The 25,978-nt window shown below is 58.8% G+C and carries 22 protein-coding genes; 17 read left to right on the top strand and 5 right to left on the bottom strand.

Annotation, left to right across the window (positions count from 1 at the left end; genetic code table 11):
* The first annotated feature begins 100 nt into the window (after nt 1-100).
* Nucleotides 101-1,168 carry a glycosyltransferase gene (locus J7E24_RS12205; protein ID WP_215138436.1) on the top strand — a complete coding sequence of 356 codons (1,068 nt, stop codon included), beginning with the start codon at nt 101-103 and terminating at the stop codon, nt 1,166-1,168.
* Here the strand turns inward: J7E24_RS12205 and J7E24_RS12210 are convergent.
* Together J7E24_RS12210 and J7E24_RS12215 are read right to left on the bottom strand one after the other, a co-directional pair.
* Nucleotides 1,120-2,490 carry a hypothetical protein gene (locus J7E24_RS12210; RefSeq protein WP_215138437.1) on the bottom strand — a complete coding sequence of 457 codons (1,371 nt, stop codon included), beginning with the start codon at nt 2,488-2,490 and terminating at the stop codon, nt 1,120-1,122. The genes J7E24_RS12205 and J7E24_RS12210 overlap by 49 nt on opposite strands.
* 52 nt (nt 2,491-2,542) lie before the next feature.
* Nucleotides 2,543-3,733 carry a tol-pal system protein YbgF gene (locus tag J7E24_RS12215; protein WP_251047177.1) on the bottom strand — a complete coding sequence of 397 codons (1,191 nt, stop codon included), beginning with the start codon at nt 3,731-3,733 and terminating at the stop codon, nt 2,543-2,545.
* A gap of 234 nt (nt 3,734-3,967) precedes the next feature.
* On the opposite strand from J7E24_RS12215, the gene J7E24_RS12220 reads away from it, so the two are divergent.
* The 7 genes from J7E24_RS12220 to dnaJ all read left to right on the top strand — a co-directional run bounded on the left by J7E24_RS12220 (nt 3,968) and on the right by dnaJ (nt 11,948).
* Nucleotides 3,968-4,882: a M20/M25/M40 family metallo-hydrolase gene (locus J7E24_RS12220; RefSeq protein WP_215138439.1), complete on the top strand. Its 915-nt coding sequence runs from the start codon at nt 3,968-3,970 to the stop codon at nt 4,880-4,882.
* 219 nt (nt 4,883-5,101) lie between these two features.
* On the top strand, nt 5,102-7,306 hold the full coding sequence (locus tag J7E24_RS12225) for a sodium-translocating pyrophosphatase (protein WP_215138440.1): 2,205 nt from the start codon (nt 5,102-5,104) through the stop codon (nt 7,304-7,306).
* Between the two features lie 90 nt (nt 7,307-7,396).
* The gene (gene hpt / locus J7E24_RS12230) at nt 7,397-8,029 is read left to right on the top strand and encodes a hypoxanthine phosphoribosyltransferase (protein ID WP_317195657.1); all 633 of its coding nucleotides are present in this window, start codon (nt 7,397-7,399) and stop codon (nt 8,027-8,029) included.
* Nucleotides 8,030-8,150: 121 nt separating this feature from the next.
* Nucleotides 8,151-8,774 (top strand): adenylate kinase, encoded by a 624-nt coding sequence (locus J7E24_RS12235; RefSeq protein WP_215138441.1) that lies wholly within the window; start codon nt 8,151-8,153, stop codon nt 8,772-8,774.
* Between the two features lie 152 nt (nt 8,775-8,926).
* Nucleotides 8,927-9,922 carry a GTPase ObgE gene (obgE, locus tag J7E24_RS12240; RefSeq protein WP_215138442.1) on the top strand — a complete coding sequence of 332 codons (996 nt, stop codon included), beginning with the start codon at nt 8,927-8,929 and terminating at the stop codon, nt 9,920-9,922.
* Between the two features lie 160 nt (nt 9,923-10,082).
* Nucleotides 10,083-10,625 carry a nucleotide exchange factor GrpE gene (locus tag J7E24_RS12245; protein WP_215138443.1) on the top strand — a complete coding sequence of 181 codons (543 nt, stop codon included), beginning with the start codon at nt 10,083-10,085 and terminating at the stop codon, nt 10,623-10,625.
* 180 nt (nt 10,626-10,805) lie between these two features.
* A complete protein-coding gene (gene dnaJ / locus J7E24_RS12250; RefSeq protein ID WP_215138444.1) occupies nt 10,806-11,948 on the top strand; it encodes a molecular chaperone DnaJ in 1,143 nt (380 codons plus the stop codon).
* 91 nt (nt 11,949-12,039) lie between these two features.
* Here the strand turns inward: dnaJ and J7E24_RS12255 are convergent, their stop codons facing one another.
* Nucleotides 12,040-12,939 carry a TraB/GumN family protein gene (locus tag J7E24_RS12255; RefSeq protein WP_215138445.1) on the bottom strand — a complete coding sequence of 300 codons (900 nt, stop codon included), beginning with the start codon at nt 12,937-12,939 and terminating at the stop codon, nt 12,040-12,042.
* A gap of 260 nt (nt 12,940-13,199) precedes the next feature.
* On the opposite strand from J7E24_RS12255, the gene J7E24_RS12260 reads away from it, so the two are divergent.
* From J7E24_RS12260 to J7E24_RS12285, 6 genes are all read left to right on the top strand, one after another.
* The gene (locus tag J7E24_RS12260) at nt 13,200-13,715 is read left to right on the top strand and encodes an RNA polymerase sigma factor (RefSeq protein WP_215138446.1); all 516 of its coding nucleotides are present in this window, start codon (nt 13,200-13,202) and stop codon (nt 13,713-13,715) included.
* A gap of 95 nt (nt 13,716-13,810) precedes the next feature.
* Complete coding sequence (locus tag J7E24_RS12265; protein WP_215138447.1) at nt 13,811-14,353, top strand: hypothetical protein; 543 nt, start codon at nt 13,811-13,813, stop codon at nt 14,351-14,353.
* 139 nt (nt 14,354-14,492) lie between these two features.
* Nucleotides 14,493-15,437 carry an ABC transporter ATP-binding protein gene (locus tag J7E24_RS12270; RefSeq protein WP_215138448.1) on the top strand — a complete coding sequence of 315 codons (945 nt, stop codon included), beginning with the start codon at nt 14,493-14,495 and terminating at the stop codon, nt 15,435-15,437.
* A gap of 313 nt (nt 15,438-15,750) precedes the next feature.
* The gene (locus J7E24_RS12275; protein ID WP_215138449.1) at nt 15,751-17,139 is read left to right on the top strand and encodes an ABC transporter permease; all 1,389 of its coding nucleotides are present in this window, start codon (nt 15,751-15,753) and stop codon (nt 17,137-17,139) included.
* Nucleotides 17,140-17,265: 126 nt separating this feature from the next.
* A complete protein-coding gene (locus tag J7E24_RS12280) occupies nt 17,266-18,138 on the top strand; it encodes a ChaN family lipoprotein (RefSeq protein ID WP_215138450.1) in 873 nt (290 codons plus the stop codon).
* A 110-nt stretch (nt 18,139-18,248) separates the two neighbouring features.
* Nucleotides 18,249-18,887, top strand: coding sequence for a hypothetical protein (locus J7E24_RS12285; RefSeq protein WP_215138451.1), 639 nt, complete (start codon nt 18,249-18,251; stop codon nt 18,885-18,887).
* Nucleotides 18,888-18,912: 25 nt separating this feature from the next.
* On the opposite strand, the gene J7E24_RS12290 is transcribed toward J7E24_RS12285, so the two are convergent.
* Together J7E24_RS12290 and J7E24_RS12295 are read right to left on the bottom strand one after the other, a co-directional pair.
* A complete protein-coding gene (locus J7E24_RS12290) occupies nt 18,913-20,481 on the bottom strand; it encodes a glycerol-3-phosphate dehydrogenase/oxidase (RefSeq protein WP_215138452.1) in 1,569 nt (522 codons plus the stop codon).
* Nucleotides 20,482-20,680: 199 nt separating this feature from the next.
* A complete protein-coding gene (locus J7E24_RS12295) occupies nt 20,681-22,912 on the bottom strand; it encodes a penicillin acylase family protein (protein WP_215138453.1) in 2,232 nt (743 codons plus the stop codon).
* A gap of 99 nt (nt 22,913-23,011) precedes the next feature.
* On the opposite strand from J7E24_RS12295, the gene J7E24_RS12300 reads away from it, so the two are divergent.
* The 3 genes from J7E24_RS12300 (at nt 23,012) to J7E24_RS12310 (ending at nt 25,919) form a co-directional block, all read left to right on the top strand.
* Nucleotides 23,012-23,959: a mechanosensitive ion channel family protein gene (locus tag J7E24_RS12300; RefSeq protein ID WP_215138454.1), complete on the top strand. Its 948-nt coding sequence runs from the start codon at nt 23,012-23,014 to the stop codon at nt 23,957-23,959.
* A 23-nt stretch (nt 23,960-23,982) separates the two neighbouring features.
* Entirely contained in the window at nt 23,983-24,501 is a 519-nt protein-coding gene (locus tag J7E24_RS12305; RefSeq protein WP_215138455.1) for a DUF421 domain-containing protein, read from the top strand.
* 71 nt (nt 24,502-24,572) lie between these two features.
* Nucleotides 24,573-25,919 carry a DUF2254 domain-containing protein gene (locus J7E24_RS12310; RefSeq protein WP_215138456.1) on the top strand — a complete coding sequence of 449 codons (1,347 nt, stop codon included), beginning with the start codon at nt 24,573-24,575 and terminating at the stop codon, nt 25,917-25,919.
* Nucleotides 25,920-25,978 lie beyond the last annotated feature (59 nt).

Consider the following 25,978-nt stretch of genomic DNA (forward strand, 5'->3'; position numbering starts at 1 on the left):
GAAGCATAGGCTGCACGGCCGGGCAGCGTATCGAAGCCAACCGCGTTACCTTTGTTGCCTACTGCCGGATTGCGCCTCCGCCCGGAGTTTATCGTTACGTATGCAGATTCTTTTTCTGGTTCCTTATCCCACTGGCAAGGCCCCATCGCAACGGTTCCGGTTCGAGCAATACTTCGACGCCCTTGATAAAGTTGGCTATAAGTACCGGGTAGCGCCGTTTATTTCGGAAGCTACCTGGCGCATTCTGTACCTGCCCGGCCACCAGGTACGCAAGGCGCTGGGCATCCTTGGCGGTTTTGTGCGGCGTACGGCCCAACTGCTTACGGCAGGCAGCTACGACTATGTCTTCATTCATCGGGAGGCCTCGCCCATCGGGCCACCCGTATTCGAGTGGCTGCTGGCAAAAGTATGGGGCAAGAAAATTATTTATGATTTCGACGACGCCATCTGGATTCCCAATACCTCGGCGGCCAATAAAATCGTGGCGGGTGTCAAGTGGCATCACAAGGTGGACAGCATCTGTCGCTGGGCCTACAAGGTGAGCTGCGGCAATGCCTACCTGCGGGACTATGCCCGGCAGTTCAACCCAAGGGCCGTAATCAACCCTACTACCATCGACACCGTGCACCTGCACAACCAAGTGCGCGACCAAGCTGCCCCGGGTCGCCTGATTATTGGCTGGACGGGCACGCACTCCACGCTCAAGTACATTGCGCAAGTGGTACCGGTGCTGGCTAAACTGGAACAGGAATTCGACTTTGAGTTCCGGGTAATTTCCAACCAGCCTCCCGAACTACCTCTGCGCAGCCTAGTGTACCAGCCTTGGCGCAAGGAAACGGAAATTGCCGACCTATTAGCATTTCACGTGGGGCTGATGCCGCTGGAGGATGACAAGTGGGCCCAGGGCAAGTGCGCGTTTAAGGCCCTGCAGTACATGTCTCTGGGCGAGCCGGCCCTGGTTTCGCCGGTTGGTATGAACACCGAAGTGGTAACGGATGGCTTGAACGGTAACATCTGCACGACGCCGGCCGAGTGGGAAGCTGCCCTGCGCCGTTTGCTACTTGACTCTGCTTTGCGCACCCGAATGGGGCTGGCGGCCCGCCGGACGGTGGAGCAACGCTACTCGGTAGTGGCTAACGAACCAAATTTCCTGGCTTTGTTCAGCTGAACCGCGGTGCCTGTTTTGGGCCGGCTCCTGGTTTGAGCCATCGACTGCATGATGTACAGCGCTGCTAAGTAAAACGGCATCAACGGGATTTTGTAGCGCACCAAAGTGCCGAAATTACCGCTATTGACGCCCACACCAATGGCGAAGATAAGACAGAATAGAAAACTGAATAATAGAATAGGACGCGCCGCAATTAAGCGTAACCCCTTAAAAAGGCCCGTTCGATAGAATAAAGAGACTGTTAGGTAGATAAAGAGCGATGCTTCCAGGGCAGATAAAAGCATAACGGGATTACGCGCTTCAAAGAGAAACGGGCGGTATAGGGAGACGATGATAGCCTGTGGTGCAACTTTTACAATAGAGCCGAGAGAGCCATCTAATTCCCCAATATTATAAGCGGATCCGCTACTAACATATGTGCTTAAATACTCCTGCGTGATTTTAGTGCGTTCCCCTATTTTATCAACATCAAACCGTTCATCGCCAGCGGTCAGGTTGGTGGCACCAAAATAAGCCGAGCCCAGGCCTACCAACAAAAACAAAGGCTTTAGTAGTAAGCGCACCGAAGCACTTTTGATGCGCTGGTTATTCTCGTTGAATACCCATAGCAGAGCTGGTGGCATAAAAGAGAGCAGGATGTACACTTTCACCGAAATCAGCACATATATGCCAATGCTACCCAGAGTGAGGGCAGTCGGTATGCTTTTGCGTTCGATGAGTGCATGATAGAAACCGTAAAAAATCCATCCTAATGCCCCCATACACAAGGAGTCTTTTAATAGTCCGGAGCCCCAGAAAAACACCGAGGGTAAAAAGAATACGGCAATAGCAAGTTTCTTGTAGGCCAGGGGATATATGCGAAGAAATGTAAGATACATTGCCCACATTCCCGAGAAACTAAGCGCCGCGAAAAACAGACCAATAATAGAATACGTGTTAAAACATAATATAGCAAATGCTGCCGCTACCCGGACGACAAAGTATTCAGTTGACGAGTCGTACCAGTACATTTGACCGGTGTATTTTATCGTTAACGGATCGTAAACTGCCGGCCCGAAGATTAGCTTGAGGCCTAGTGCAGGGGAGTCGCTAAAGGCCTGGTAAACTATTTTTACGTGGTCATAATAGTTAAACGTGTCCCCTCCGCCATAGTAAAACTGGTAAATCAGGCCCAGCGAAACAGCACCCAGAAATTTGACCGACAGCGCAGGGATAAAATACTTTTTTGTTAAGGCGTTTGTAAACCGCTTACGTACCGTGAAAGCCAGCCCATAGAATAGGGCTAGATAAAACGGCGTCAGGAAGAGGTCTTTTAAATCCATTTGTAATTATTCGCTTGTATTTAGCAGGAAGGGCCAACCTAAAACGGTGCTCTTACTTCACCTTCAAATACTCCCGGGCTTCCTTGAACTGGTCGGACTTACGGTCGGATTTTTCTAGTACTACAGTATAATAGCGGCGGGCAGAGCGAGTATCCTTGCTGTCGGCGGCGAGCCGGGCAAGAGCAAGGTTGGAGAACACGTAGAAGCCGTAGTTGGTTTCACCGTTCTGTTCGGCAAACACAATGCAGCGCTGGTAGTAGTCGCGGGCCTTGGCAAGGTCCTTATACTTATGTTGCATGAAATAGGCCAGAAAGTAGGTAGCGTAGCGGCCACCGTTGGCCTCGTAGCCGGGCAGGCCGCGACCTAGCTTATCGAGTAGGTCTCGGCTGACTCGTTCGCACTCGCGGAATTGACCTTCGCGGAAGCAGGCGTTGGCGTAATGCCGTTGGAAATACGCATTTTCAGGGTAAGTAGTGGCCAGATACCGGGCTACGGGCAGGGCTTCGGCTGGCTTGTCTTCCTCGATGAGCAGAATACGCATGAGGTAGGTGCGCGCCTCCGGGCCAACATAAAACCCATTCTCCGCTACGTTACGCAATTGTTGCAGGCCTAATTGTTTATTCCCTTTCGGAAAGAACAGCAGTACTGGCTTGAGCAGCGGATAGTTTTCGGGCACCCACACGGCGTAATAGTTAAATAGCGCCTGGCCAAACAGAAATTCGGGACTCAGACCGTTGGCTTCCCTGCTTTTTTCGAGGTAGTCGAGTGCGCGTTTGGCGCTGACGGTAGCTTTGCGCCAGTCGCGCCGCTCGGCATGCAGGCGCGCATCAAAGCCATAGCCGGCGGCCAGAAAAAAGCAGGCCTCATAATTTCTGTTATCCTTTTTATAGAGTGCTTCCGCCCTAGTTATCGTGGTATCCATATAGGCAAAAAACTGCCGGTCGTAGAGTTTGGTCTGGATACCAGTGGGCACAATTTTCCACCAAGCGCTAAGCCCCAGCAGAAAATAGGGCATTGGATGGTTAGGGTAGCGGCGGCGCAGGCTCCTGAATTGCCGCTCGGCCTTGTCGTATTTAAAATTGTAGAGGTTATATACGGCTCCTTCTAACTCAGTCTGGATATCCTTATCGAGTAGCAGCCAACCCGAAATGTCAACGGCTGCTGGGGCTACATCAACATTTTCCAGCTTCACTTGCCGGGTCGAGTCGGGTAACAAGTCAGGGCGCGTAAGATCGGGGGCCATGGTTTCCGAGCGCGTGGCCTCAGAGGGTGGCGGTGAAGGAGGACTACCAGCTGGATCCTGGGCACGGGCCACCCAGGGAAGCAGTAGTAGCAGAAAAAATAATAATTGTAACAATTGGTGCATACGCTCGGCAAATTGCGGCGGCAGGCTGAAGTGGAAATGAGCCCGCTGCGGCCCGACGGAAAGGCTAAAGTAGAACTTTTAGCGCTATTTTGGACAAAAAAAATATACCGGATGGAGCTTTTACGCACTATGTGCCATATTCAGGCCCCTGCTGGGCACGAAACCCAACTCACTGATTTTGTGCTCCGCTACGTGGAGCAAAACATGGGCCAGTGGTGTACTAAGCCTGTTGTACTGGCAGGGGATAAATTTCAGGATTGTATTATTCTGGTGTTCGGTAGTCCGCGTACTGCTGTTTTTGCTCACCTCGATAGTATAGGCTTCACTGTACGCTACGGCCGGCAGCTAGTACGCATTGGTGGGCCGGCTGCCGAAACCGGCTACCGATTGGTAGGTGAGGACTCACGAGGCAAAATTGACTGCACCTTGGTGGTGGATGAGAATACCGGCGCGCTGAGCTACGATTATAGCCGGGAAATCGACCGAGGTACGGAGCTAACGTTCCATTGCGACTTTCGTGAAACCGAAACCACCGTGCAGAGCTGCTACCTCGACAACCGCTTGGGTGTCTGGAACGCACTGCGGCTGTGTGAAACAGTGGAGCACGGCATCGTCGTCTTCTCGTGCTGGGAGGAGCACGGCGGGGGCTCGGTGGCCTACTTGGCCAAGTATATTTACGAAACCTACGGCGTGCGCCAGGCCCTGATTTCCGACATCACCTGGGTAACCGAAGGCGTGCAGCCCGGCCAGGGTGTGGCCATCAGCCTGCGCGACTCGCTGATTCCGCGCCGCGCCTACGTCGACCGTATCCGTCGGATTGCCGAAGCGTCCGGCATTGCGCACCAGCTGGAAGTGGAGGGCAGCGGCGGCTCCGATGCCAAAGAACTGCAGCACGGCGCCCAGCCCTGGGACTGGTGCTTCGTTGGAGCCCCCGAGGATAACGTGCATTCTCCCGATGAAATCGTGAACAAGCGCGACATTGAAAGCATGCTGGCGCTTTATCGGGTGTTGATGCGTGAGCTATAGGAGAAGAAGCGGGGTAAGTATGCATGTCTTCCGTATGATAAGCCTGATTGTAGCAGGCGAGTAAAACCAAGGCCGCGTCCGACGATTGTTTGGGCGCGGCCTTGGTTTTTAGGGTGGCAGGAATCTGGACTATAGGACGGGAAGTATTGGGTATTAGCGAATAAGCTCTATTTTACCCCATCTAAACTCTTCCTCAACCAAAATCACTTCCCACCGCTTATGATGCCTGTTCTTTACGCTGTGCCCGTACTGGGGCTTTTTGCGCTTGTGTATACTTGGGTGCGTTCGGGCTGGGTAAGCCGGCAGGACGCCGGCGACGAGCGGATGCGCACCATTGCCGGCTACATTGCCGATGGAGCCATTGCCTTCCTGCGGGCCGAATACCGGGTGATGGGCATCTTCGTGCTCATTGCCTCGGCCTTCCTTTTTTACCTGGGTAGCACCGGCGAGAAATCAAGCCCGGTGATTGTCATTGCCTTCATTATCGGGGCCTTTCTGTCGGCACTGGCGGGGTATATCGGGATGAAAATTGCCACCAAGGCCAACGTGCGCACAGCCCAGGCGGCTCGCACCAGCCTGAGCAAGGCATTGAACGTGTCGTTTTCGGGGGGCTCGGTGATGGGTATGGGCGTGGCCGGCCTGGCCGTAATGGGGCTGGGGTCGTTGTTCATCGTCTTCTACCAGCTGTTTGTGGTAAGTAAGGGAGGCACGGCCAACGGTATTGAGATGGAAACAGCCCTGGAGGTGCTCACCGGCTTCTCACTGGGGGCCGAAAGCATTGCGTTGTTTGCCCGGGTGGGTGGCGGCATCTACACCAAAGCCGCCGACGTGGGGGCCGACTTGGTTGGTAAAGTTGAGGCCGGCATCCCGGAAGACGACCCCCGCAACCCCGCCACCATTGCCGACAACGTGGGCGACAACGTGGGCGACGTGGCCGGCATGGGCGCCGATCTGTTCGGCTCGTACGTGGCCACCATTCTGGCTACTATGGTGCTGGGGCGCGAGGTAATTGCCCGTGGCGACCAGTTTCAGGGCCTCTCGCCGATTCTGCTACCCATGGTAATTGCCGGCATGGGCATTGTGGCCTCGTTGATTGGCATTCTGCTGGTGCGCGTGAAGGAGGGCGGTAATGTACAGGGCGCGCTTAATTTCGGTAACTATGTGTCGGTGGCCGTTTCGGCATTAGCCTCGTTCTTCATCATCCGCTGGATACTGCCCACCGAAGACCTTGTGATTCGGGGTGTTACATTCAACGCCATGAGCGTGTTCTGGGCCGTGGTTGTGGGTTTAATAGTAGGCACGTTGATGAGCATTATCACCGAGTACTACACGGCCATGGGCCGGCGGCCGGTGCTCAGCATCGTGCGCCAAAGCTCCACAGGCCACGCTACCACCGTTATCGGTGGGCTCTCAGTGGGTATGGAAAGCACAGTGCTGCCGATTCTGGTACTGGCGGCGGGCATCATCCTCAGCTACGAATTCGCCGGCCTCTACGGCGTGGCTATTGCCGCGGCCGGTATGATGGCCACCACGGCCATGCAGCTGGCCATCGATGCTTTCGGCCCCATTGCCGACAACGCCGGTGGTATTGCCGAAATGAGCGACTTACCCAAGGAAGTGCGCGAGCGGACTGATATTCTGGATGCGGTGGGCAACACCACCGCCGCCACCGGCAAGGGTTTCGCTATTGCTTCGGCGGCCCTTACTTCCCTGGCCCTATTTGCCGCCTTTATGGGCACGGCCAACATCACGAGCATCGACATCAGCAACGCGCGGGTGCTGGCAGGGCTGTTCGTGGGGGCCATGATTCCATTCATTTTCTCGGGCCTGGCCATTTCGGCCGTGGGGCGGGCAGCTATGGCGATGGTGCAGGAAGTACGCCGGCAGTTTCGCGAGATTCCGGGCATCATGGAAGGCACCGGCCGGCCCGAGTACGAAAAATGCGTGGCTATTTCTACCGACGCCGCCATCCGCGAGATGATGTTGCCGGGGGCCATTGCCCTGCTGGTGCCAGTGCTGGTGGGCTTCACTTTCGGGCCCGAGGTGCTGGGCGGCACGCTGGCCGGCGTAACAGTAAGCGGCGTGCTGATGGCTATTTTCCAGAGCAACGCCGGTGGGGCCTGGGACAACGCCAAAAAATCGTTCGAGAAAGGGGTGATGATTGACGGCGTGATGCAGTACAAAGGCTCCGATGCCCACAAGGCCTCCGTAACCGGCGACACAGTAGGCGACCCGTTCAAAGACACCTCGGGCCCCAGCATGAACATCCTCATCAAGCTGATGAGCATCGTTTCGCTGGTTATTGCGCCCCACATTGCCGCTCCCTCGCGCGGCGTGGTGCAGGCTCCCGAGGTGCCGGCCACCCACGTACGGACCGTGCCAACGGCAACTGCTGCGGTGGCGGTAGTAGCAGCGGCGCAGTAGAGAAACCCGCCTGTCATCCGGCGCTTATGAAGGGCCTTACCATGCCAGAAACGTTCGTTTTGGTGTAGTAAGGTCCTTCACAGGTGCAGAATGACAGCTGATTTTCAGCCCCCGACTCCTGCCATCCCGGTACTAAACTCTACCTTTGACCTGCCTAGTGACTTCGAGCCCAACCTCAAGCGGATGAACCCCGACCATATTACGCTGCACGACAAGGAGTTTAAACCCTATTTGTCGGCCCGGGAGCTGACGGCGGCCATTGCCGACGTCGCCGGCCGCATCAACCAGGATTATGCCGGCCGGCAACTGCTGTTTGTGGTAGTACTCAACGGCTCGTTCATGTTTGCGGCCGATCTGCTCAAGCACATCAGCCTGACCTGCGAAGTGTGCTTTATCCGGGTGGCCTCCTACACGGGCACCAGCAGCAGCGGCGAAATCAAGGAGGTGCTGGGCCTGACCGAGGAGCTGCAGGGCCGCCATGTGGTGCTGGTAGAAGACATCGTGGATACGGGCCACACTATGCGCATGCTCCTCGATACGCTCGGCGCCAAGGCGCCGGCCTCGCTGGAAGTTGCTACGCTGTTTCTCAAGCCCGAGTGCCTCCAGCACGAGTTGCCGCTGCGCTACGTGGGCCTGCCCATTCCCAACGACTTCATTGTGGGCTACGGCCTCGATTTTGACGGTCTGGGCCGCAACTACCCCGACGTCTACCAGGCCGTATAAGCCGGATATTCGCCTCCGATACCGGATTCCGGCCGTAGCTTTGCGCGGGGCGTTTGCCGTTTCGTGCTTATATTTCCCAAACCCGCCCATTTCAACCTTTCCGCGTAACTCCTCGCTGCTCATGCTTAATCTTGTACTATTTGGCCCTCCCGGGGCCGGTAAAGGCACGCAAAGTCAGAAGCTGATTGCCCGCTACAATCTGGTGCACCTCTCGACCGGCGACCTGCTGCGGGCCCAGATCAGCCGCGGCACCGAGCTGGGCCTGCAAGCCAAAAAGCTCATGGACGAGGGCCTGCTGGTGCCCGATGAAGTGGTGATTGGCATGATTGGCTCGGCCCTCAAAGAGAACGAGCAGGCGGCGGGCTTCATCTTCGACGGCTTCCCGCGCACTGTGCCCCAGGCCGAAAGCCTCGACCAGCTGCTGGCCACCCACAATACCAAGGTGTCGTGTATGGTGGCGCTGGAAGTAAAGGAGGAGGAGTTGGTAAAGCGGCTGCTGGAACGCGGTAAAACCTCGGGCCGCCCCGACGACCAGGATGAAGCCAAAATCAGCCGCCGCGTAACCGTGTACAACACCGAAACTGCGCAGGTTGCCGGCTATTACGCCACGCAAAATAAATTTCATGCCCTGAATGGCATTGGAGAAATTGAGGATATTTTCGGCCAGATCTGCGCCATCCTCGATCAGCACTTGCCTGCTACTCCCAGCGGCAGCCAACAGGCTGCCCAGGAAGTAAAAGCGTAACTTTGTAGCTGTGGCCCTCCCAGGCTGCGGCAGAATATTTCTTCTGTCATCCTGCGTACTCCGCTCAAATAGCGGATTGGGCAGGATGACAGTCCTTTTTAAGGATGGTAGTGCTTCTGTCTCCTGCCTTCCAACTCCTAGCTCCTCAAATTTTGGCTTCCAATAACTTCATCGACTACGTTAAAATCAATTGCCGCTCGGGCAGGGGCGGGGCGGGCTCGCACCACTTCTTCCGGGCCAAGGGCCTGCCCAACGGCGGCCCCGATGGCGGCGACGGCGGCCGCGGCGGCCACATTATTCTGGAAGGCAGCTCTCAGCTCTGGACGCTGCTGCACCTGCAGTACAAAAAGCATTTGATTGCCGAGGCGGGCGAGGGCGGGGGCGAAAACCTGCGTTCCGGCAAGCAGGGCCAGGATATTATTATTCAGGTGCCCCTGGGCACCGTAGCCCGCGACGCCGAAACCGGCGAAAAGAAACTCGAAATTACCGAAGACGGCCAGCGCCTGATTCTGACGCCCGGTGGCCGCGGGGGGCTCGGCAACGACCACTTCAAGTCGGCTACCAACCAGGCCCCACAGTATGCGCAGCCCGGCGAGGATGGTATTGATGAGTGGGTGATTCTGGAGCTGAAGCTGCTGGCCGATGTGGGCCTGGTGGGCTTCCCGAACGCGGGCAAAAGCACGCTGCTCTCCGTCGTGTCGGCCGCCACGCCCAAAATTGCCGATTACGCCTTCACCACCCTCACGCCCAACCTGGGCGTAGTGGCCTACCGCGACTACAAGTCGTTTGTGATGGCCGACATTCCGGGCATTATCGAGGGCGCGGCTGAGGGGAAAGGCCTGGGTCATCGTTTCCTGCGCCACGTCGAGCGCAACTCGATTCTGCTGTTTATGATCAGCTGCGACTCGCCCGACATCAATGCCGAATATCAGGTGCTACTCAGCGAGCTGAAGCAGTTCAACCCCGAACTGCTGGACAAAAAGCGTCTGCTGGCCATCACTAAGTCCGATATGCTTGATGAGGAATTAGAGGAGGAAATCAGGGCCACGTTACCCACGGAGCTACCTACCGTGTTCATTTCCAGCCTGACCAACAAAAACATCCAGCCGCTGAAGGACATGATCTGGACGGCGCTGCACGCGGAGTAGAGTGCCAACTACAACGGGCCGGGTGCAGGAACGACTCCTGCGCCCGGCCCGTTGTTTGTGCCAAACTGACAGCCAACACGCTTTGGCCTGTTGCTTGCACCCCGCCTCTTGCCTATCGGCTAATCCAGTGAAAAACCCCTTCCGACGATATTTTACGACTATGGCTGACGACCAGAACCTGCCCCAGGACGACAACCTGACCGACCCCGCCGCCGATGTGGCTGGCGAAATGACCGACGAGACGACGCCCGAAACCGACGCATCCGCGTCCGGCACCGAGCTGACCGACCTCAAGGACAAGTACCTGCGTCTGGCCGCTGAGTTTGAGAACTACAAGCGCCGCACCAGCAAGGAGCGCATCGATTTGTTCAAGAGCGCCAACCAGGAGTTGATGGCGGTGCTACTGCCCGTGCTCGACGATTTAGACCGGGCCCGCCACCACACGCAGACCACCGACGATGCCGGCACCGTGCGCGAGGCCTTCGACATTATCCAGAACAAACTTGGTAAGACGCTGGAGCAAAAGGGCCTGACCCCGATGAATGCTGTGGGCACTGCCTTCGACCCCGAGCTGCACGAAGCTATTACCCAGATTCCGGCCCCATCAGAGGACATGAAAGGTAAAATAGTAGACGAAGTAGAAAAAGGGTATTATCTGGGTGATAAGGTGTTACGCCACGCTAAAGTGGTATTGGGTCAGTAGAACTTGAGCTGTTAGCTGATAGCTTTCGTGCTGTTTGACCATAGACTGTGCTTGAGCTCAACAAGAGCGAGTAGGCGCTCATGAACAACTACATGCCGCTTTCGATTTAATCATCAGTCGAAGACGAGAAGCAGAACAAAAGCTAACAGCTAGTAGCTGTCAGCTAAAAGCTTAACAAACATGGCAACGAAGCGAGATTATTACGAGGTGCTGAGCGTGGCCAAAAACGCGGCGGGCGACGAGATCAAGAAGGCCTACCGCAAGGTGGCCATCAAATACCACCCCGACAAAAACCCCGACGACCCTACTGCTGAGGACAAGTTCAAGGAGGCGGCCGAGGCGTACGAGGTGCTCAGCAACGAGCAGAAGCGCGCCCGCTACGACCAGTATGGTCATCAGGGCATGGGTGGCAATGGTGGCGGCAACCCCAACATGGAGGACATCTTCAGCCAGTTTGGTGATATTTTCGGTGGCGGCGGCTTCGAGAGCTTCTTTGGGGGCGGCCGCGGCCAGCAGGGCGGGCGACGCGCGCGCAAAGGCTCTAACCTGCGCATCAAGCTCAAGCTCGATCTGGAAGAAATTGCCAACGGCGTTGAGAAGAAAATAAAAGTGAAGCGCTACGTGGCCTGTGAGCCCTGCTCGGGCACCGGCGCCAAAAACGGCACCGACCTGAAAACCTGCGGCACCTGCAACGGCCAGGGCCAGGTGAAGCGCGTGGTGAACACCATGCTCGGCCAGATGGTAAGCGCCAGCACCTGCCCAACCTGCGAGGGCGAGGGCAAAGTAGTAACCAGCACCTGCGACACTTGTAAGGGCGATGGCCGCCAGCTGCACGAGGAGGTCATCCCGATCAACATTCCGGCGGGTGTGGCCGAAGGGATGCAGTTGAGCATGACCGGCAAGGGCAACTACCCCGAGCGTGGTGGTGTGCCCGGCGACCTGCTTATTCAGATTGAGGAGGAGCCGCACGAGTTGTTGCGCCGCGAGGGCAATAACATCATGTTCGAGCAGTACATCTCGTTCGTGGACGCCGCTTTGGGCTCCAACATCGAGGTGCCTACCATCGAGGGCAAGGTGAAAATAAGGGTAGAGCCGGGCACCCAGCCGGGTAAAATCCTGCGCCTGCGCGGCAAGGGCATCAAAGACATCAACGGTTACGGCCGCGGCGACCAGCTCATCCACCTCAACGTCTGGACGCCCAAGAGCGTGAGCAACGAGGAGCGGGAACTGCTTGAAAAGCTGCGCGACTCGCGTAATTTCATGCCCAGCCCCGGCAAGAATGACAAAGGCTTCTTCGAGAAAGTGAAGGAGTATTTCGCGTAGAGCTATCCTCGTCGAAAACGTTGTTTGACAAAAAAGCCCGCTTTCCTTGACTGGAAAGCGGGCTTTTTTGCTGCCTGAGAGTTATTCGAGGCTACAGCAGGGGCTTTACCTGATACCCTTGCTGGCGGAGCAGCGCCAGCACGCCGTTCGAGCCACCCAAGTGGGCGGCGCCAACGGCAAAAAAGGTCGGTTTGCTGGTGGCTTGCTGGGCCATCAGGGGTATCCAGCGCTTATTGCGGTTGGTCAGCAGCTCGTCCTCGTACTCCTTCATGCCGAACTGGCTGGCTAACGTTGCCTTCAAAAGCTCCTCTACATCCTGGGCCTGATACAGCTGGAACAGGGCCTTAAATTCCTGCTGGGCCTCGCTGCGCTTAACCACCATATCCGACAGCATTTGCGCCTGCTTATCGCAGGGGATTTTATCGAAAATGCCCATCTGGTCTGCCACCGTTTCGAGGCCGATAACTTCCACTTGCTTGGCTTTGGCCATGCCTATCAGTGTTCCTTCATAGCTGCCGATTGGGCAACCCAGCATTTTGGGGTACATCAACGACGACAGGATGAAGGGTTTCATGGTGCCCATTTGGGCGAAGGGCATCTTCAGCTCGTTGGTGTAGTAGTCGTTTACGGCGGCGTACTCTTCCTTGGTCATGCAGCCCTGCACGGTCTGGCCGGCCGGTAGCATCATTTGCCCGCGCATTTCCTCCATCATCGTGGGGCTGTCCATATCCAGCTCCAGGGCAATTTGCTGCGAGTTGTCGATGGCCTTCTTCACCACCTCGCTCACCTTGAGGTCGTCGGCGCAGAGCAGGTGGATAGTACCGAACACATAGGATGGCTTAGCAAGCTTGTTGCCCGAAATTTCCCAGAGCAAGGACTTGGTGGTTGCCGCAGTAGCCGCTGTTTTGGGGGCTTTTGCTGTTTTTTGGGCTTGCGCCAAGGGGCTGGCTAGTAGAAAGGCAGCAGCCAGTGAAAGGGTAGTAAGGCGCATGTTTGATGGGAAAAGATGAGGAAATAAATGCGTGAAAATTACGAACCGACAGCTTTGTTCTGTCTGTATATCGGCCGAGTACAGCGTACATTACACAACCCGGCAATATTTATTTGCAGCAGATAGTGAAATGAGCAAAGAGCAAGGCTAGGCGGCCGCTAACGCCGCATACATAGGTATCAATTTCTGCCAGAAATTTTTTCGGCCCGGCGTGTAATGCCTGCTGAGTTTGGCCGATATACCTGGCAAAACTACGTTGCATGTCGCCGACTCCGGTAGCCCCCGATTTTCTGGAACTCCTGAATGCCCACCAGCCCCGGCTGCGGCGGGTGGCACGCCTGTACTGCGCCGATGCCGACGACCGGCAGGACTTATACCAGGAAATGGTGCTGCAGTTGTGGCGGGCGTGGCCACGCTACGAAGCCCGGCCCGACGTGCAGGTGGGCACCTGGCTCTACCGGGTGGCCCTGAACGTGGCTATATCGGACCTGCGCCGCCGCACCCGTCGCCCTGCCGCCGACCACCTGCCCGGCCCCGAAGGTTTGCCCGAGGTACCCGCACCCCCGCCCGAAGGCCCCGACCCCGACGACCTGGCCGAACTCTACCGGGCCATTACCCGCCTCTCCGACGTCGAAAAAGCCTTTGTGCTGCTCTATCTCGAAGAGAAAACCTACGCCGAAATGGCCGATATCCTGGGCATCACCCCAAACAATGTGCGCGTGAAGATGCACCGCGTGCAGGACAAGCTCCGCCAACTCCTAACCCAACCCGCCTGATGGAACTCGATGATTTTCGGAGCCGCTGGCAGGACCAGCCCGTTGTTCCTTCTGCAGATACCCTTACCTCTGAACAATCCCTCCGCGCTATGCTCATGTCCTATACTTCCTCTAATCCGCTGGTTAGGCTGAAGAAAAACGCTTCCCGGGAGCTGAAATTCGTAGGTATGGGGCTGGTGCTAATCGTTTTCGATGCGCTTATCTTCTTCCGTGACGCGGTAAAGCTGCAGCTCTTTGCGGCGGGCATCTTTGCCGTGCTGTGTCTGGTGGGCCTGATTGTGTACCAGCGGCTTAAGCTTATCGGCCAGATGGAACAGCAGCAGCCCAACCTGTATCAGTTCCTGACTACCCGCATCATCCGGTTTCGGCACCTGATGCGCCTGCACGACTATGTGGGCGTAGGGTCGCTGGCCTTGCTGGCAGTTTTTGTAGTAATAGTGCGCCGAACCTATTTGTGGGCCTATCTGCAGCCCGGCCAACCCAACTGGGGCTGGCACCTGAGCATTGCGGCCGGGGGCGTTGTGCTATTGCTGTTGCTGCTATACGCGGCTTACCGCATGGGCCAGAAGGAGCACCAGCGCCGCTACGGCCGCTACCTCGACCAGCTGGAAGCGGCTCTGCACGAGTTGCGGGACTGAGGCGGCCGGTTGGTTGAAATTCGCCAAACCAAGAATTCAGAAAACGCTACATTTAAGCGTCCGCAAGTTTTCCCGAGTCTTACTCCTTCCGAACGAAAGCTATTAGCAATCAGCTAAAGGTTAACAGCTCAAAACAAAAATGCAAGCAGCCCTCGAAGCCCTGAACGTGCGCAAAACGTACGGCGAGCACGTCGCCCTGAACGATGTAAGCCTGGAAATACCGGACCGCAGCATTTACGGTTTGCTCGGACCCAACGGCGCCGGCAAAACCTCGCTCATCCGCATCATCACCCAGATAACCGGGGCCGATGGTGGCGAAATCCGCATCCGCGGTGAGAAGCTGGCTCCGAAGCATATCGGCGAAATCGGCTACCTGCCCGAGGAGCGCGGCCTGTATAAGAAGATGAAAGTGGGCGAGCAGCTGCTGTACCTGGCCCGCCTAAAGGGCCTGAGCCGCTCCGACGCTACCCAGCGCATCAAGGCCTGGATTCAGCGCTTCGACCTGGCACCCTGGGTGGAGAAAAACGTAGAGGACCTGAGCAAGGGCATGCAGCAGAAGGTGCAGTTCATCGCCACCGTGCTCCACGAGCCCAGCATCATCATTCTGGATGAGCCGTTTTCGGGCTTCGACCCCATCAACGCCAACCTCATCAAGGACGAAATACTCGCCTTGCGCGACAAGGGCGCGACCATCATCCTGGCCACGCACCGCATGGAATCGGTAGAGGAAATGTGCGACAACATTGCCCTCATCAACCGCTCACGCAAGGTACTCGACGGGCCGGTAAGCACCGTGAAGGACACCTTCCGCACCCAGACCTACTCGGTAGAGGGCAAGGGCCGGCTGATGGTGATGCACCCCGATTTCGAGGTGCTGGAGCATCATGAGCGCGAAAACAGCCACTTCCACGACATCATCCGGCTGCACGCCGGCACCACGCCCAACGATTTGCTGCGCTACCTCATCGGCAACGTGGAGGTACACGCTTTCCGCGAGCTGATTCCGAGCATCAACGAAATCTTCATCCGTCGGGTGAAGGAAACCATGCCCGAAACGCTGCTGGAAGAAATGCCGGTAGCTTAGGGTTTTAGCCATTAGCTGATAGCGGATAGCTTTTTCCTACATGCGTTTAATAAGAATTCGTACCGGAGAATCTTTGCGCCACGTTGCTCTTAGCATAATTATCACTGCTGTTACGCAGGGGGAAGTAGCGCGAACTTTGTAGTTCGCGTCCCTGCGCCATTAAAACAGCGTGAACGGCGCGGGGGACGCGAACTACAAAGTTCGCGCTACTTACCTAGCAGCACTTCAACGAAACCACTGCGTAACAGCAGTTATCAATCAACCGAAACAAAAGCTAATAGCCACCAGCTAAAAGCTAACAGCTCAGAAAACTATGCCTTCCAACTTCTGGCTCATTGCCCAGCGCGAATATCTGACCCGGGTAAAAAAGCGCAGCTTCCTGATTATGACGCTGCTCGTGCCGCTGATTGTGGCCGCGTTCGGCTTTTTTATCGTCAAGATTGCCACCTCCGACAACGACACGCAGGACGTTGTGCAGGTGCTCGACATGAGCGGGCAGCGCCTGGGGGCGCGGCTCATATCGACGAAGCAGATGCAATTTACGCCGGTGCAGGGCCCGCTGGAAACGGTGAAAAAGGACTACCTCAAATCGGAGGATGACGGGCTGCTGTACCTGCCGGCCGGCCTGAGCCTGGAGGCCCCCAAGGGGGTGCAGCTGTATGCCAAGGGCAATGTGAGCATCCGCAAGCAGCAGGCCGTGGAAAACGCCCTCGATAAGCTGTTTTCGGAAGATAAAATGCGCGCCTCGGGCCTGTCGCAGGAAAAGCTGGATGCGCTGAAAACCAACATCGATGTGGCCAGCATCAACCTCGACGAAACCGGTAAAGAAAAGAACAGCAACGCGCTGGCCACCTCGGGCATTGCCTACGCGCTGGCGCTGCTTATCTACCTGTTCATTTTCATGTACGGCGTGCAGATTATGCGCGGCGTGGGGGAGGAAAAGTCGAGCCGGATTATGGAAGTGATGCTGTCATCGGTGAAGCCGTTTGACCTGATGATGGGCAAAATTGTGGGTATTGCGGGGGTGGGCCTCACCCAGTTTCTGCTCTGGGGCTTGCTGTCGGTGGGTGCCACCTCGGCCATAACTGCCCTTTTTGCCGATAAGCTGACTGCCACGGCCAAAACCGAAATGGCGGCCAACCCGGGCGGTACCGAGCGGGCGGCCCAGGTAATGGGCGGTGCCGAAGTAGCCAGCGCCGACAACGCCGCCACGCCGGCCGATCCGGCCGCCGCCGTATCGGAGCGGTTCAGCGTGTTTAAGGCCCTGCGCGGTCTGCCGCTGGGCATGATTGTGGTTGGCTTCGTGATTTACTTCCTGGGCGGCTACCTGCTCTATGGGGCGTTGTTCGGGGCTATTGGGGCAGCCGTCGATGACCAGACCGACACCCAGCAGTTTATGTTCCCGATTACCATGCCCCTGATTCTGAGCTACATCATCGGCGTGAGTGTGATTCTGCGCAACCCCGATGGGCCGGTGGCTTTCTGGATGTCGATGATACCGTTTACCTCGCCCATTGCCATGGTTATCCGGCTGCCGTTTGGCGTGCCGGTGTGGCAGCTGGCCCTGTCGGTTGCGTTGCTGATTGTGGGCTTCATTGGCACCGTGTGGGTGGCCGCCCGCATCTACCGGGTGGGCGTGCTCATGTACGGCAAGAAGGTTACCTACAAAGAGTTGTCGAAATGGCTGTTTTATAAAGGCTAACCGAACAGCACTGCGCCTTCTGCGAAAACACTGCGTCCTCTGCGGGCTAAAATCGTAACAACGACTTAGCCCGCAGAGGACGCAGTGTTTTCGCAGAAGGCGCAGTGGCAGACGTATCTTTGAGGTATGCGTATTCTCCTCTTTATGCTACTGCTCATCGGCCCCATGCTGGGCAGGGCCCAGGACCGGCCGGCTTACCGTCTGTTTGCGGCCGCTGGCAAGCCGGTGGGCTATGAGGCCATGCTGAAAAAGCTGGCTGCCGCCGATGTGGTGTTCTTCGGCGAGCAGCACAACGACCCCATGGCGCACTGGCTGCAGCTGCAGCTCACCAAAGATTTGCTCCGCCTGAAACAGGGCCAGCTGGTGCTGGGCCTCGAAATGTTCGAGCGCGATGTGCAGCCGCTGGTCGACCAGTACATCACCGGCGAGCTGGACGATAAGGCCTTCGAGGCCAGCAGCCGCCCCTGGCCCAACTACCGCACCGACTACAAACCGCTGCTGCAACTGGCGCGCCAGCAGAAATTTCGGGTGGTGGGCACCAACGTGCCGCGCCGCTACGCCTCGCTGGTGGCCAAAGGCAGCCTCGCGGCCCTCGACACGCTGAGCGCCGCTACCAAAGCCTGGCTGGTTCCGCTGCCGCTAACGGTGGATTACGAGCTGCCCGGCTATAAGAATATGGTGAAAATGTTCGGGGGCGATGCGGCCCACGCCGCCGGGGTGCAGAACATCATCCAGGCCCAGGCCCTCAAGGATGCCACCATGGCTTTCTTTCTTAACCAGGCCCGCCCTGCCAGCCACCTGCTGCTGCACCTCAACGGCAGCTACCACTCCGACAACCACGATGGTATTCTGGCTTACCTACACCAGCAGAACCCGCAGCTGAAGGTGCTCACCATCAGTACGGTGTGGCAGGAACAGTTAGCCAGCCTGGAGAAAGACAACCAGCAGAAAGCCGATTTCGTGTTGGTAGTGCCGGCCGATATGACCAAAACGTACTGAGCCGCCGGTTTCGGTAGAAGCCCGTGGGCATACGCCCGGCGCTAGCATCCGTTCTGTTCCACCCGATCATCAGCTAACGGCCACCAACTGTCAGCAAAAAGCTCCAGAAAATGATTTCCAGCCTCAACCCCGCCGCCCTGCCGTCCGCCGCCGACCTGCAGCGCCTTGGCCAGGCCCTGGCCATGCTCGACGCCATCAACTCGCCCGACCCCGAGTACCGCTACTACACCTACGACCCGCAGTGGGACGCCGACGAGCAGCTGCTGGAAATGAATGACGGCGAGGGCGACCAACTCCTGGTGCTATTCCGGCCCGAGGGCTGCTGCATCAACGGCTCGCTTTCGGGATATGAGGCAGCCGATAAGGGGCAGCTTACCCGAGGCTTGCCGGCTGCTTTCGAAGAGTTTATGTTCGGTGAGCCGGTGGCCTCTATCGGTACCAACTTCTGCCTGTGGTACACGCCCGCCCACGGCTGGCAGACCGGCATAGTGGATGAGGCGGAGGACGACGGTTCGGAGGATTTGCTGGCCATGTTCGACCATAACCCCGAAACCTACGCCGACTGGGCTAACGGCTACTACCTCGACGAAACCGAGCGCGAGCCGCTGGAAGGAGCCGATGTAGCCCGCTTCTACCGCCACGAGCCTCTCACCCAGGCCACCGCCCAGGCCCTGAATGCCGACCTGACCGACTGGGCCCAACTGGCCGCCGAAGCCGAAATTATCGGCTACCCGCACGCACTGGATTAGCCGGCATAGTGCTTATTGCCGGGCGCTATAGCACGTAGCCCCGGGCCAGCTCCGTGAATTCTGCCACCTGCTGCTGCTGCCAGGCGGCATCGTGGCCCAGTTCGTGGGCCAGCAGTTCGGCTACGGCTGGCGCGGCGCGGCTGGCGGCGCGGGCATCCAGAAACAGCAGCCGCACCCGGCGGGCCAGCACGTCTTCCACGGTGCGGGCCAGTTCGTAGCGGGCCGCCCACACTACTTCGGCCCGTGTGAAAGCGAACTCCGGCACCAGCTTTTCGGCCAAAGCAGGCTGCTCGCGCATGAGCTGGCGCAGGGCCGTGGCATCGGTACCGTAGGCGGCCAGCGGCGCGTGGTGGTCGGGGGTGGGGTGGGCCCCGTGGATGGGCTGCTGGGCAGTGCGGCTGAGGGCCGGGGCCAGCCTGCCCAGCAGTATGGCGCGGTCCACTACGTCTTCGCCCATACGGCGGTAAGTGGTCCATTTACCACCCGTAATGGTGAGTAGGCCGCTTTCGGAAACAATAATCTTGTGGCTGCGCGAAATCTCCTTGGTGCTGGTGGTGCCGTCAATGGGAGCGGCCAGAGGGCGCAGACCGGCAAACACACTCAGCACATCGGCCCGGCCGGGTGCGCGCGTGAGGTAGCGGCCGGCGGTGCGCAGGATGAAGTCGATTTCTGCCTCCTGGGCCCGGGGTTCGGTGCTGGCGGCGGGCAGGGGCGTGTCGGTGGTGCCTAGCAGCACCCGGCCCTGCCAGGGCACGGCAAATAGTACCCGGCCGTCGTCGGTTTTCGGAATCATCAGCGCGCAGTGGCCGGGCAGGAAATCGGCGCCTACTACCAGGTGCACGCCCTGGCTGGGCTGCACCAGCGGGCGGGCCGTGGGCTCATCGAGGCGCAGCACCTCATCCACGAACACGCCGGTGGCATTCACTACCACCTTTGCCCGCAGCTCGTAGGTTCGGCCGGTTTCCTGGTCAAGCGCCTCTACGCCAGTCAGGTGGCCGGTTGTGTCTTTGCGCAGGGCGGTTACGGCGCAGTGGTTAAGCAGGGTGCCACCCGCTTCGAGGGCAGTCTGGGCCAGGTTCACGGCCAGGCGGGCGTCATCGAACTGGCCGTCGTGGTAGAGCACACCCCCGCGCAAGCCACTGGGGCGCAGGTTGCCGAGGCGGCGCAGGGTTTCGGTGCGGCTCAGGTGCCGCGAGTCGCCGAAGCTGCGGCGGCCCGCCAGCCAGTCGTACAGCTTCAGGCCAACGGTATAAAACGGGCCTCCCCACCAGCTATAACTGGGAATGATAAACTCCTGATTGCTGACGAGGTGCGGCGCATTCTGTCGCAGCAGGCCCCGTTCGTGCAGGGCCTCGCGCACCAGCCCAACATCACCCTGGGCCAGGTAGCGCACGCCCCCGTGCACAAGCTTGGTGCTGCGGCTGCTGGTGCCCTTGGCAAAATCGTCGCGCTCCAGCAGTAGCGTGCGGTAGCCCCGGCTCAGGGCATCGAGGGCCACCCCCAGCCCCGTGGCCCCGCCCCCAATAACAAGTACATCCCATTGGGGCTGGCTGGTGAGCCGGGCCAGTAGGGTAGGGCGGTGGAAATGAGACATGGAAGAGCGGGAGTGATAAGGAGAAAAGTGGAGTGGCAAGGGAGAAGGGAAAAACGGTCATCCTGAGTGAAGTCGAAGCATCTCTACCGCTTCGTTGCATTCGACAGAATTACCATTGCAGTAGAGATGCTTCGACTTCGCCTCCGGCTGCACTCAGCATGACGTTCTATTTACTCTACATTCACCCTCGCACTCACCCTTACTGCCCCGGCGAATACGTGCGCTTGGCGTTCTGCTTGATGTCTTCGGGATAGAACCAGATGTCTTTGAACTGCTGCTGCACATACAGCGGGGCTTGGTCGGTGAAGTGGGGCGAAGCGGGCTGGCCGCTAATGCCGCCGGCCAGCACCGAGCGGGCCCGCACGCGGGGGCCAAACTCGACTACGGCCACAAAGCTGTTGCCCACGTCGCCGTAGCGTTTCTGGGTGCCGGCCCGGGCCCGCGAGCCAAAGGCAGCCAACGAGCCCCAGGCCGAGGAGGTGAAGGCCACCGGCAGGCTGGGCTTTTTATCGTCGTACACTTCCTCAATGCGGCCGGTGAGGCGCTGGAAGCGGTTGATGTCGCCCCAGGGCTGGCGCCAGTTGCCGAACGAGGCGGTCAGCTCATCCAGGGTTTCCTGCAGGGCGTTTACTTTCTCGGGAGCCGTGGTGGTTTTGATGGCGAACCGAATCAGCGCCAGCTGGTCGAGGGGCTGGCCGGGCTTCACGCGGGGGCGGGCCAGGCGCAGCAGCCGCTCGGCCCAGTAGGTGGCCACGGTTTGGGCCACCGAGGTGGTGGCATAGTTGTGGTTCCAGGCCCGCAGCAGCGCTATAGCCTCTCGGATGTCGCCCTGGGGGGCATCGGGGCCGTCGGCTACGGTTTGGTAGGCCTCGCTTAGTGCCGGCAGCAGCTCGTCGAAGGCCGTCAGGTGCGGGTCGCGGGCGGCGGCCAACAGCGTATCGAGGGTGAATTTCGACTTTGACTTTTCACTCAATACCCGCACGGCATTCAGACCGCGGTAGTTTTCGGCGTCGGGAGCCATGTAGGCGGGGTAGGCGGCCGGGGAGGGGGAGCTGCCGGGGCCGGCCACCGTGAAAGGCGTGGCGTTGCAGTTCTGCAGCCAGCCGCTGGCCGGGTTTCTCGCCTGTACAATGTCTTCCACCGGGTGCAGCCCCTGCCACTCGGTTTGGGGGTTGCTACCATCTACCGGCCGGCTCCAATTAAACTGCGGGTCGCGCCGGGGCATGAAGTTGCCGTGCCAGTAGGCAATGGTGCCCTTACTGTCGGCAAACACTGTGTTGTTCGAGGCGTTGCCGTTCAGCTTCATCACCTGCCGAAAGCTGGCGTAATCGGTGGCCTTGGTGCGCAGGTACGACTGCTCCAGGGCCGCTACGGGCGTGTCCATCATGCGCACCGTCAGCCACTGGCCGTCGGGCTGCTGGCCTACTACCGGGCCGTGGTGGGTGTGGTAGGTAGTAAACTCGCGGTGCTTGGTGGTGCCATCGGCGGCGCGGTAGGCCACGCGCACGGGCGCCTGGCGTACGGGCCGCTGCTCGGCGCCGTAGCGGTATGTATAGCGGCCGTCGGGCTGCTGAGCCACGGTTTCGAGATACTCGTCCATCGAGTCGGCGTAGCTGGAGGTATGCATCCAGCCGCAGTGCTCATTGAAGCCCTGGTAGATGAAAAACTGGCCCCACGTGACGGCTCCGTAGGCGTTCAGGCCGGCCTGGCTGGTCATCTGCACTTCGGGCCGGAAATAGAACGAGGTATGTGGGTTGATGAGCAGCAGTGGGTGGCCACTGGCGCTGAGCTGCGGCGTGATGGCAAAGCCATTGGAGCCCAGCGAGGAGCGGTCCAGCAGGTCTTCTTTGACGGGCAACTGCGGAGGCTGCCAGCCGGTGCCGGGGGCCAGCTGGCGGCTGTAAAAGGTCTTCAGCCGCTCGACAGGCACTACGCTTACGTTGCCTCCAATACTGCCTTCCGAAAACAGCAGCGGCATCCAGGGCTGAAAGCGGCGCAGCAGTTGCGGCTTGGTTTGGGGGTGGGTGTGCAGGTAGTAGTTGGTGCCGTCGGCGAAAGCCTGGAGCAGCTGCCGCATCCAGGCGGGGCTTTTCTGGTAGAGCGCAATGGCCCGGGTACTGTCCATGAACAGGCGGGCGCGCAGGTCGTGATACAGCACGCTTTCCCCCTCCACTTCGGCCCGGCGGCCCAGCGCATCGAGGTAGTTGGCCTCTACGCGCGCGAAATCGTCTTCGCACTGCGCGTACAGCAGGCCGAACACGGCATCGGCATCGGTTTTGCCGCTTACGTGGGGTACGCCCCAGGTGTCGCGGGTGATGGTGACCTGCCGGGCCTGGCGCTGCCAGCGGGCAATTTCGGCGGGCTGAAAGGCCTGGGCCCGCGCCCCGAAGGCGCTCAGCAGCAGGAGTGGAGCAAGGATGGGAAGGCGCATGGGCGCAATATAGGCGGCAACGGCTAGTTACCCGTGCCCGGCAACTGACAACCAACGCCCCCGTACACACAGCACCACTTACACTATTACGCCATCCGAATGTCCGACGAATTCAGTCAGGTAATCAATACTTATTGGGAACAGCTCCTGTACATGCTGCCGCGGCTGCTGATTGCGGCCGTTGTGATGGGCGTGGTATGGGTAGGGGCCAGTCGGCTGCGAACCTGGCTGGCAGCCAAGCTCAGCGCCCACTCCGACGACCCGCTGCTGACCGATTTTCTGACGCAGGTAGGCCGTTGGGTGCTGGTGCTGGTAGGGCTGGTGGTGGCGCTCAACATCCTGGGTTTTTCGGGCGTGGTGGGCGGTATTCTGGGGGCGGCGGGGCTGTCGGCTTTCGTGGTGGGTTTTGCTTTCAAGGACATTGCCGAGAATTTCCTGGCCGGCATCATCCTGGCTTTCAACCGCCCCTTCGGCGTCAACGACACCGTGAAAATTCAGGACATGTTTGGGCAGATTACCAAGCTCAACCTGCGCACCACCGAAATGGGCACCTTCGACGGCCGCGACATCTCCATTCCCAATGCCATTGTGCTCAAGGAGCCGCTCATCAACTACACCCGCGACGGCTTCATCCGCCAGGAGTTTGTGGTAGGCGTAGATTACGACGACGATGTGGCCGCTGCCATTGCCCTCATTCTGGAGCAGGTGCGCTTAGAGCCGGAAGTGTTAACTGAGCGTGAGCCATTTGCCGTCGTCGATGAGCTGGCCGCCAGCACCGTGAACCTGAAAGTGTTTTTCTGGACCGACACTGATGATTACCGCCGGGCTACACTGGAACTGCGCAGCCGGGTGATGAACCGGGTGAAAAAGGCCCTTATGGCCGGCGGCTACGCCCTGCCACCCGATATTCTGGAGTTGCGCCTGCCCACCAAAATGCCGGCCGTACCCATTCAGGTGGCCATGGCCGAGCCCGGTACGCTTGCCGACCCGCCCGAAGACCCCAAGAAGCCGGCCGTTAAATCGGGGGATAGCCCGGGGGCGGTCTAGCGGTTCATTTTCACCAGAAACCTATGGAAAAATTCTTCTTTACCAATTGGAGCAGCCTGCTTCGGATTGTAGTAATCGGCGTGCTGGCGTACGTCGGCCTGATTTTGCTGCTGCGCACCTCGGGCAAGCGCACGCTCTCCAAAATGAACGCCTTCGACCTCATCGTGACGGTGGCTTTGGGTTCCATGCTGGCTTCTACCTTGCTCAGCAAAAGCGTGGCCCTGGCCGATGGCCTGTTGGGCATGGGGCTGCTTATTGGCCTGCAATACGGCATTACCTGGCTGTCGGTGCGGTTTCAGACGGTGGACAAGCTCGTTAAATCGGAGCCTGCCCTGCTTGTGTACCGGGGCCAATTCATACCGGCCGTCATGAAAGCGGAGCGCGTTACGGAAGGAGAAATCCTGGCCAGCCTGCGCGAGCGGGGCATTGCGTCGTTGGCCGATGCCGCAGCAGTGGTACTCGAAAACGACGGAACCCTCAACGCCATCGGGCAAGTGGCCGACGCCCCCGATTCGGCCCTGCGTAACGTTTCCAAGCCATAGCAAAACCAGCTGCCAGGCTGCTGCTGCCCCTGTAAATCCTGTTTCCTGCCCACTGCGGTGGCGCCTCGTGTATGATAAGAATTAAGAGCTGGTGGATCAATATCAATGCAAGCCTGTGGTTTGTGCCTACCCTGATGGTGTTGGCGGCGTTGCTGCTGGCCTATGGGTTAGTGCTGCTTGATGCCGGTACCAGCAATAAATGGACGCGCGATTATCCGCTGCTATTCGGGGCCGGGGCCGATGGGGCCCGGGGGATGCTGTCGGCCATTGCCAGCTCTGCCATTACGGTAGCCGCCCTCATTTTCTCGCTCACGCTCTCCACGCTGGCCACGGTTTCGGGGCTGTACACGTCGCGCATCCTGCGCAACTTCATGCGCGACCGGGCCAACCAGGTGGTGATGGGCTTCTTTGTGAGCATCTTCGTGTATTGCCTGGTGGTGCTGCGCACAGTCCGTGGGGGCGACGAAAGCGGCTTTATTCCGCCGCTGGCCGTGTCGTTTGCCCTGCTTATGGCGCTGGTGAGCATTGGCATGCTGATTTTTTTTATCCATCATATTGCCACGTCTATTCAGGCGGGCAATATTATTGCCGAAGCCGCCCGCGAAACCATGAAGGGCATGAGCCGCATCTTTCCCAAGCAGGTGGGCGAAGAAGCCGGCTCCGAAGCAGAAAAGGACTTCCGCGAAGCCGACCTGCACTGGCATCCTATCGTGGCCAGAGCATCGGGCTACATTCAGGGGGTGGCCAGCGAGGAACTGCTCCAGCACGCCGAAGACCAGAACCTGGTGGTGCGCCTCGAACACCGCCTCGGCGACTTCGTTACCCAGGACACCCCCCTGCTGTCGGTGGCCAGCTACGGCGCCGACCACGAGCCCTCCAACGAAGAGCAGCAGCAGTTCAACGGCTATTTTACCATCGACACGCAGCGCAGCATCAACCAGCAGGATGTAGCCTTTGGCTTCCGCCAGATTGTGGATATTGCCCTCAAAGCGCTGTCGCCTGGCATCAACGACACCACTACCGCCGTTATGTGCATCGACTGGCTGGGCACGATGCTGACGTTTCTGGCCAACCGCGAGCTGGATCAGCCCCTGCGGGCCCAGGCCGGCCAGGTGCGCGTAATTGCCCGCACCCGCAACTTCAACGATTTTGTATGCCTGGCCTTCGACCAGATTCGGAGCAACGGTGACGATAATGTGGCCGTGCTGATGCGGCTGTTGTCGGCCCTCGAAACCGTGGCCCGCCGCACCGGCTCCTACACCCGCCGCCAGAGCCTGCGCCAGCAGTGCAACCTCATCGAGCAGGCCATCGACACCACCCTCACCCGCGAGTACGAGCAGATTCAGGTGCGGCAGCGGCTGCTAGAGGTGCGGGCATTTCTGGCCCAGGCTCTACTGCCGCAAATACCGATGGTTTAGCCACCGCCGCCATACATATTGTTGCCTGCCGGGCCGATACAGTGACAGCCTGAAAAAGA

The organism is Hymenobacter sp. ISL-91 (assembly GCF_018613725.1).
Taxonomy (GTDB): domain Bacteria; phylum Bacteroidota; class Bacteroidia; order Cytophagales; family Hymenobacteraceae; genus Hymenobacter.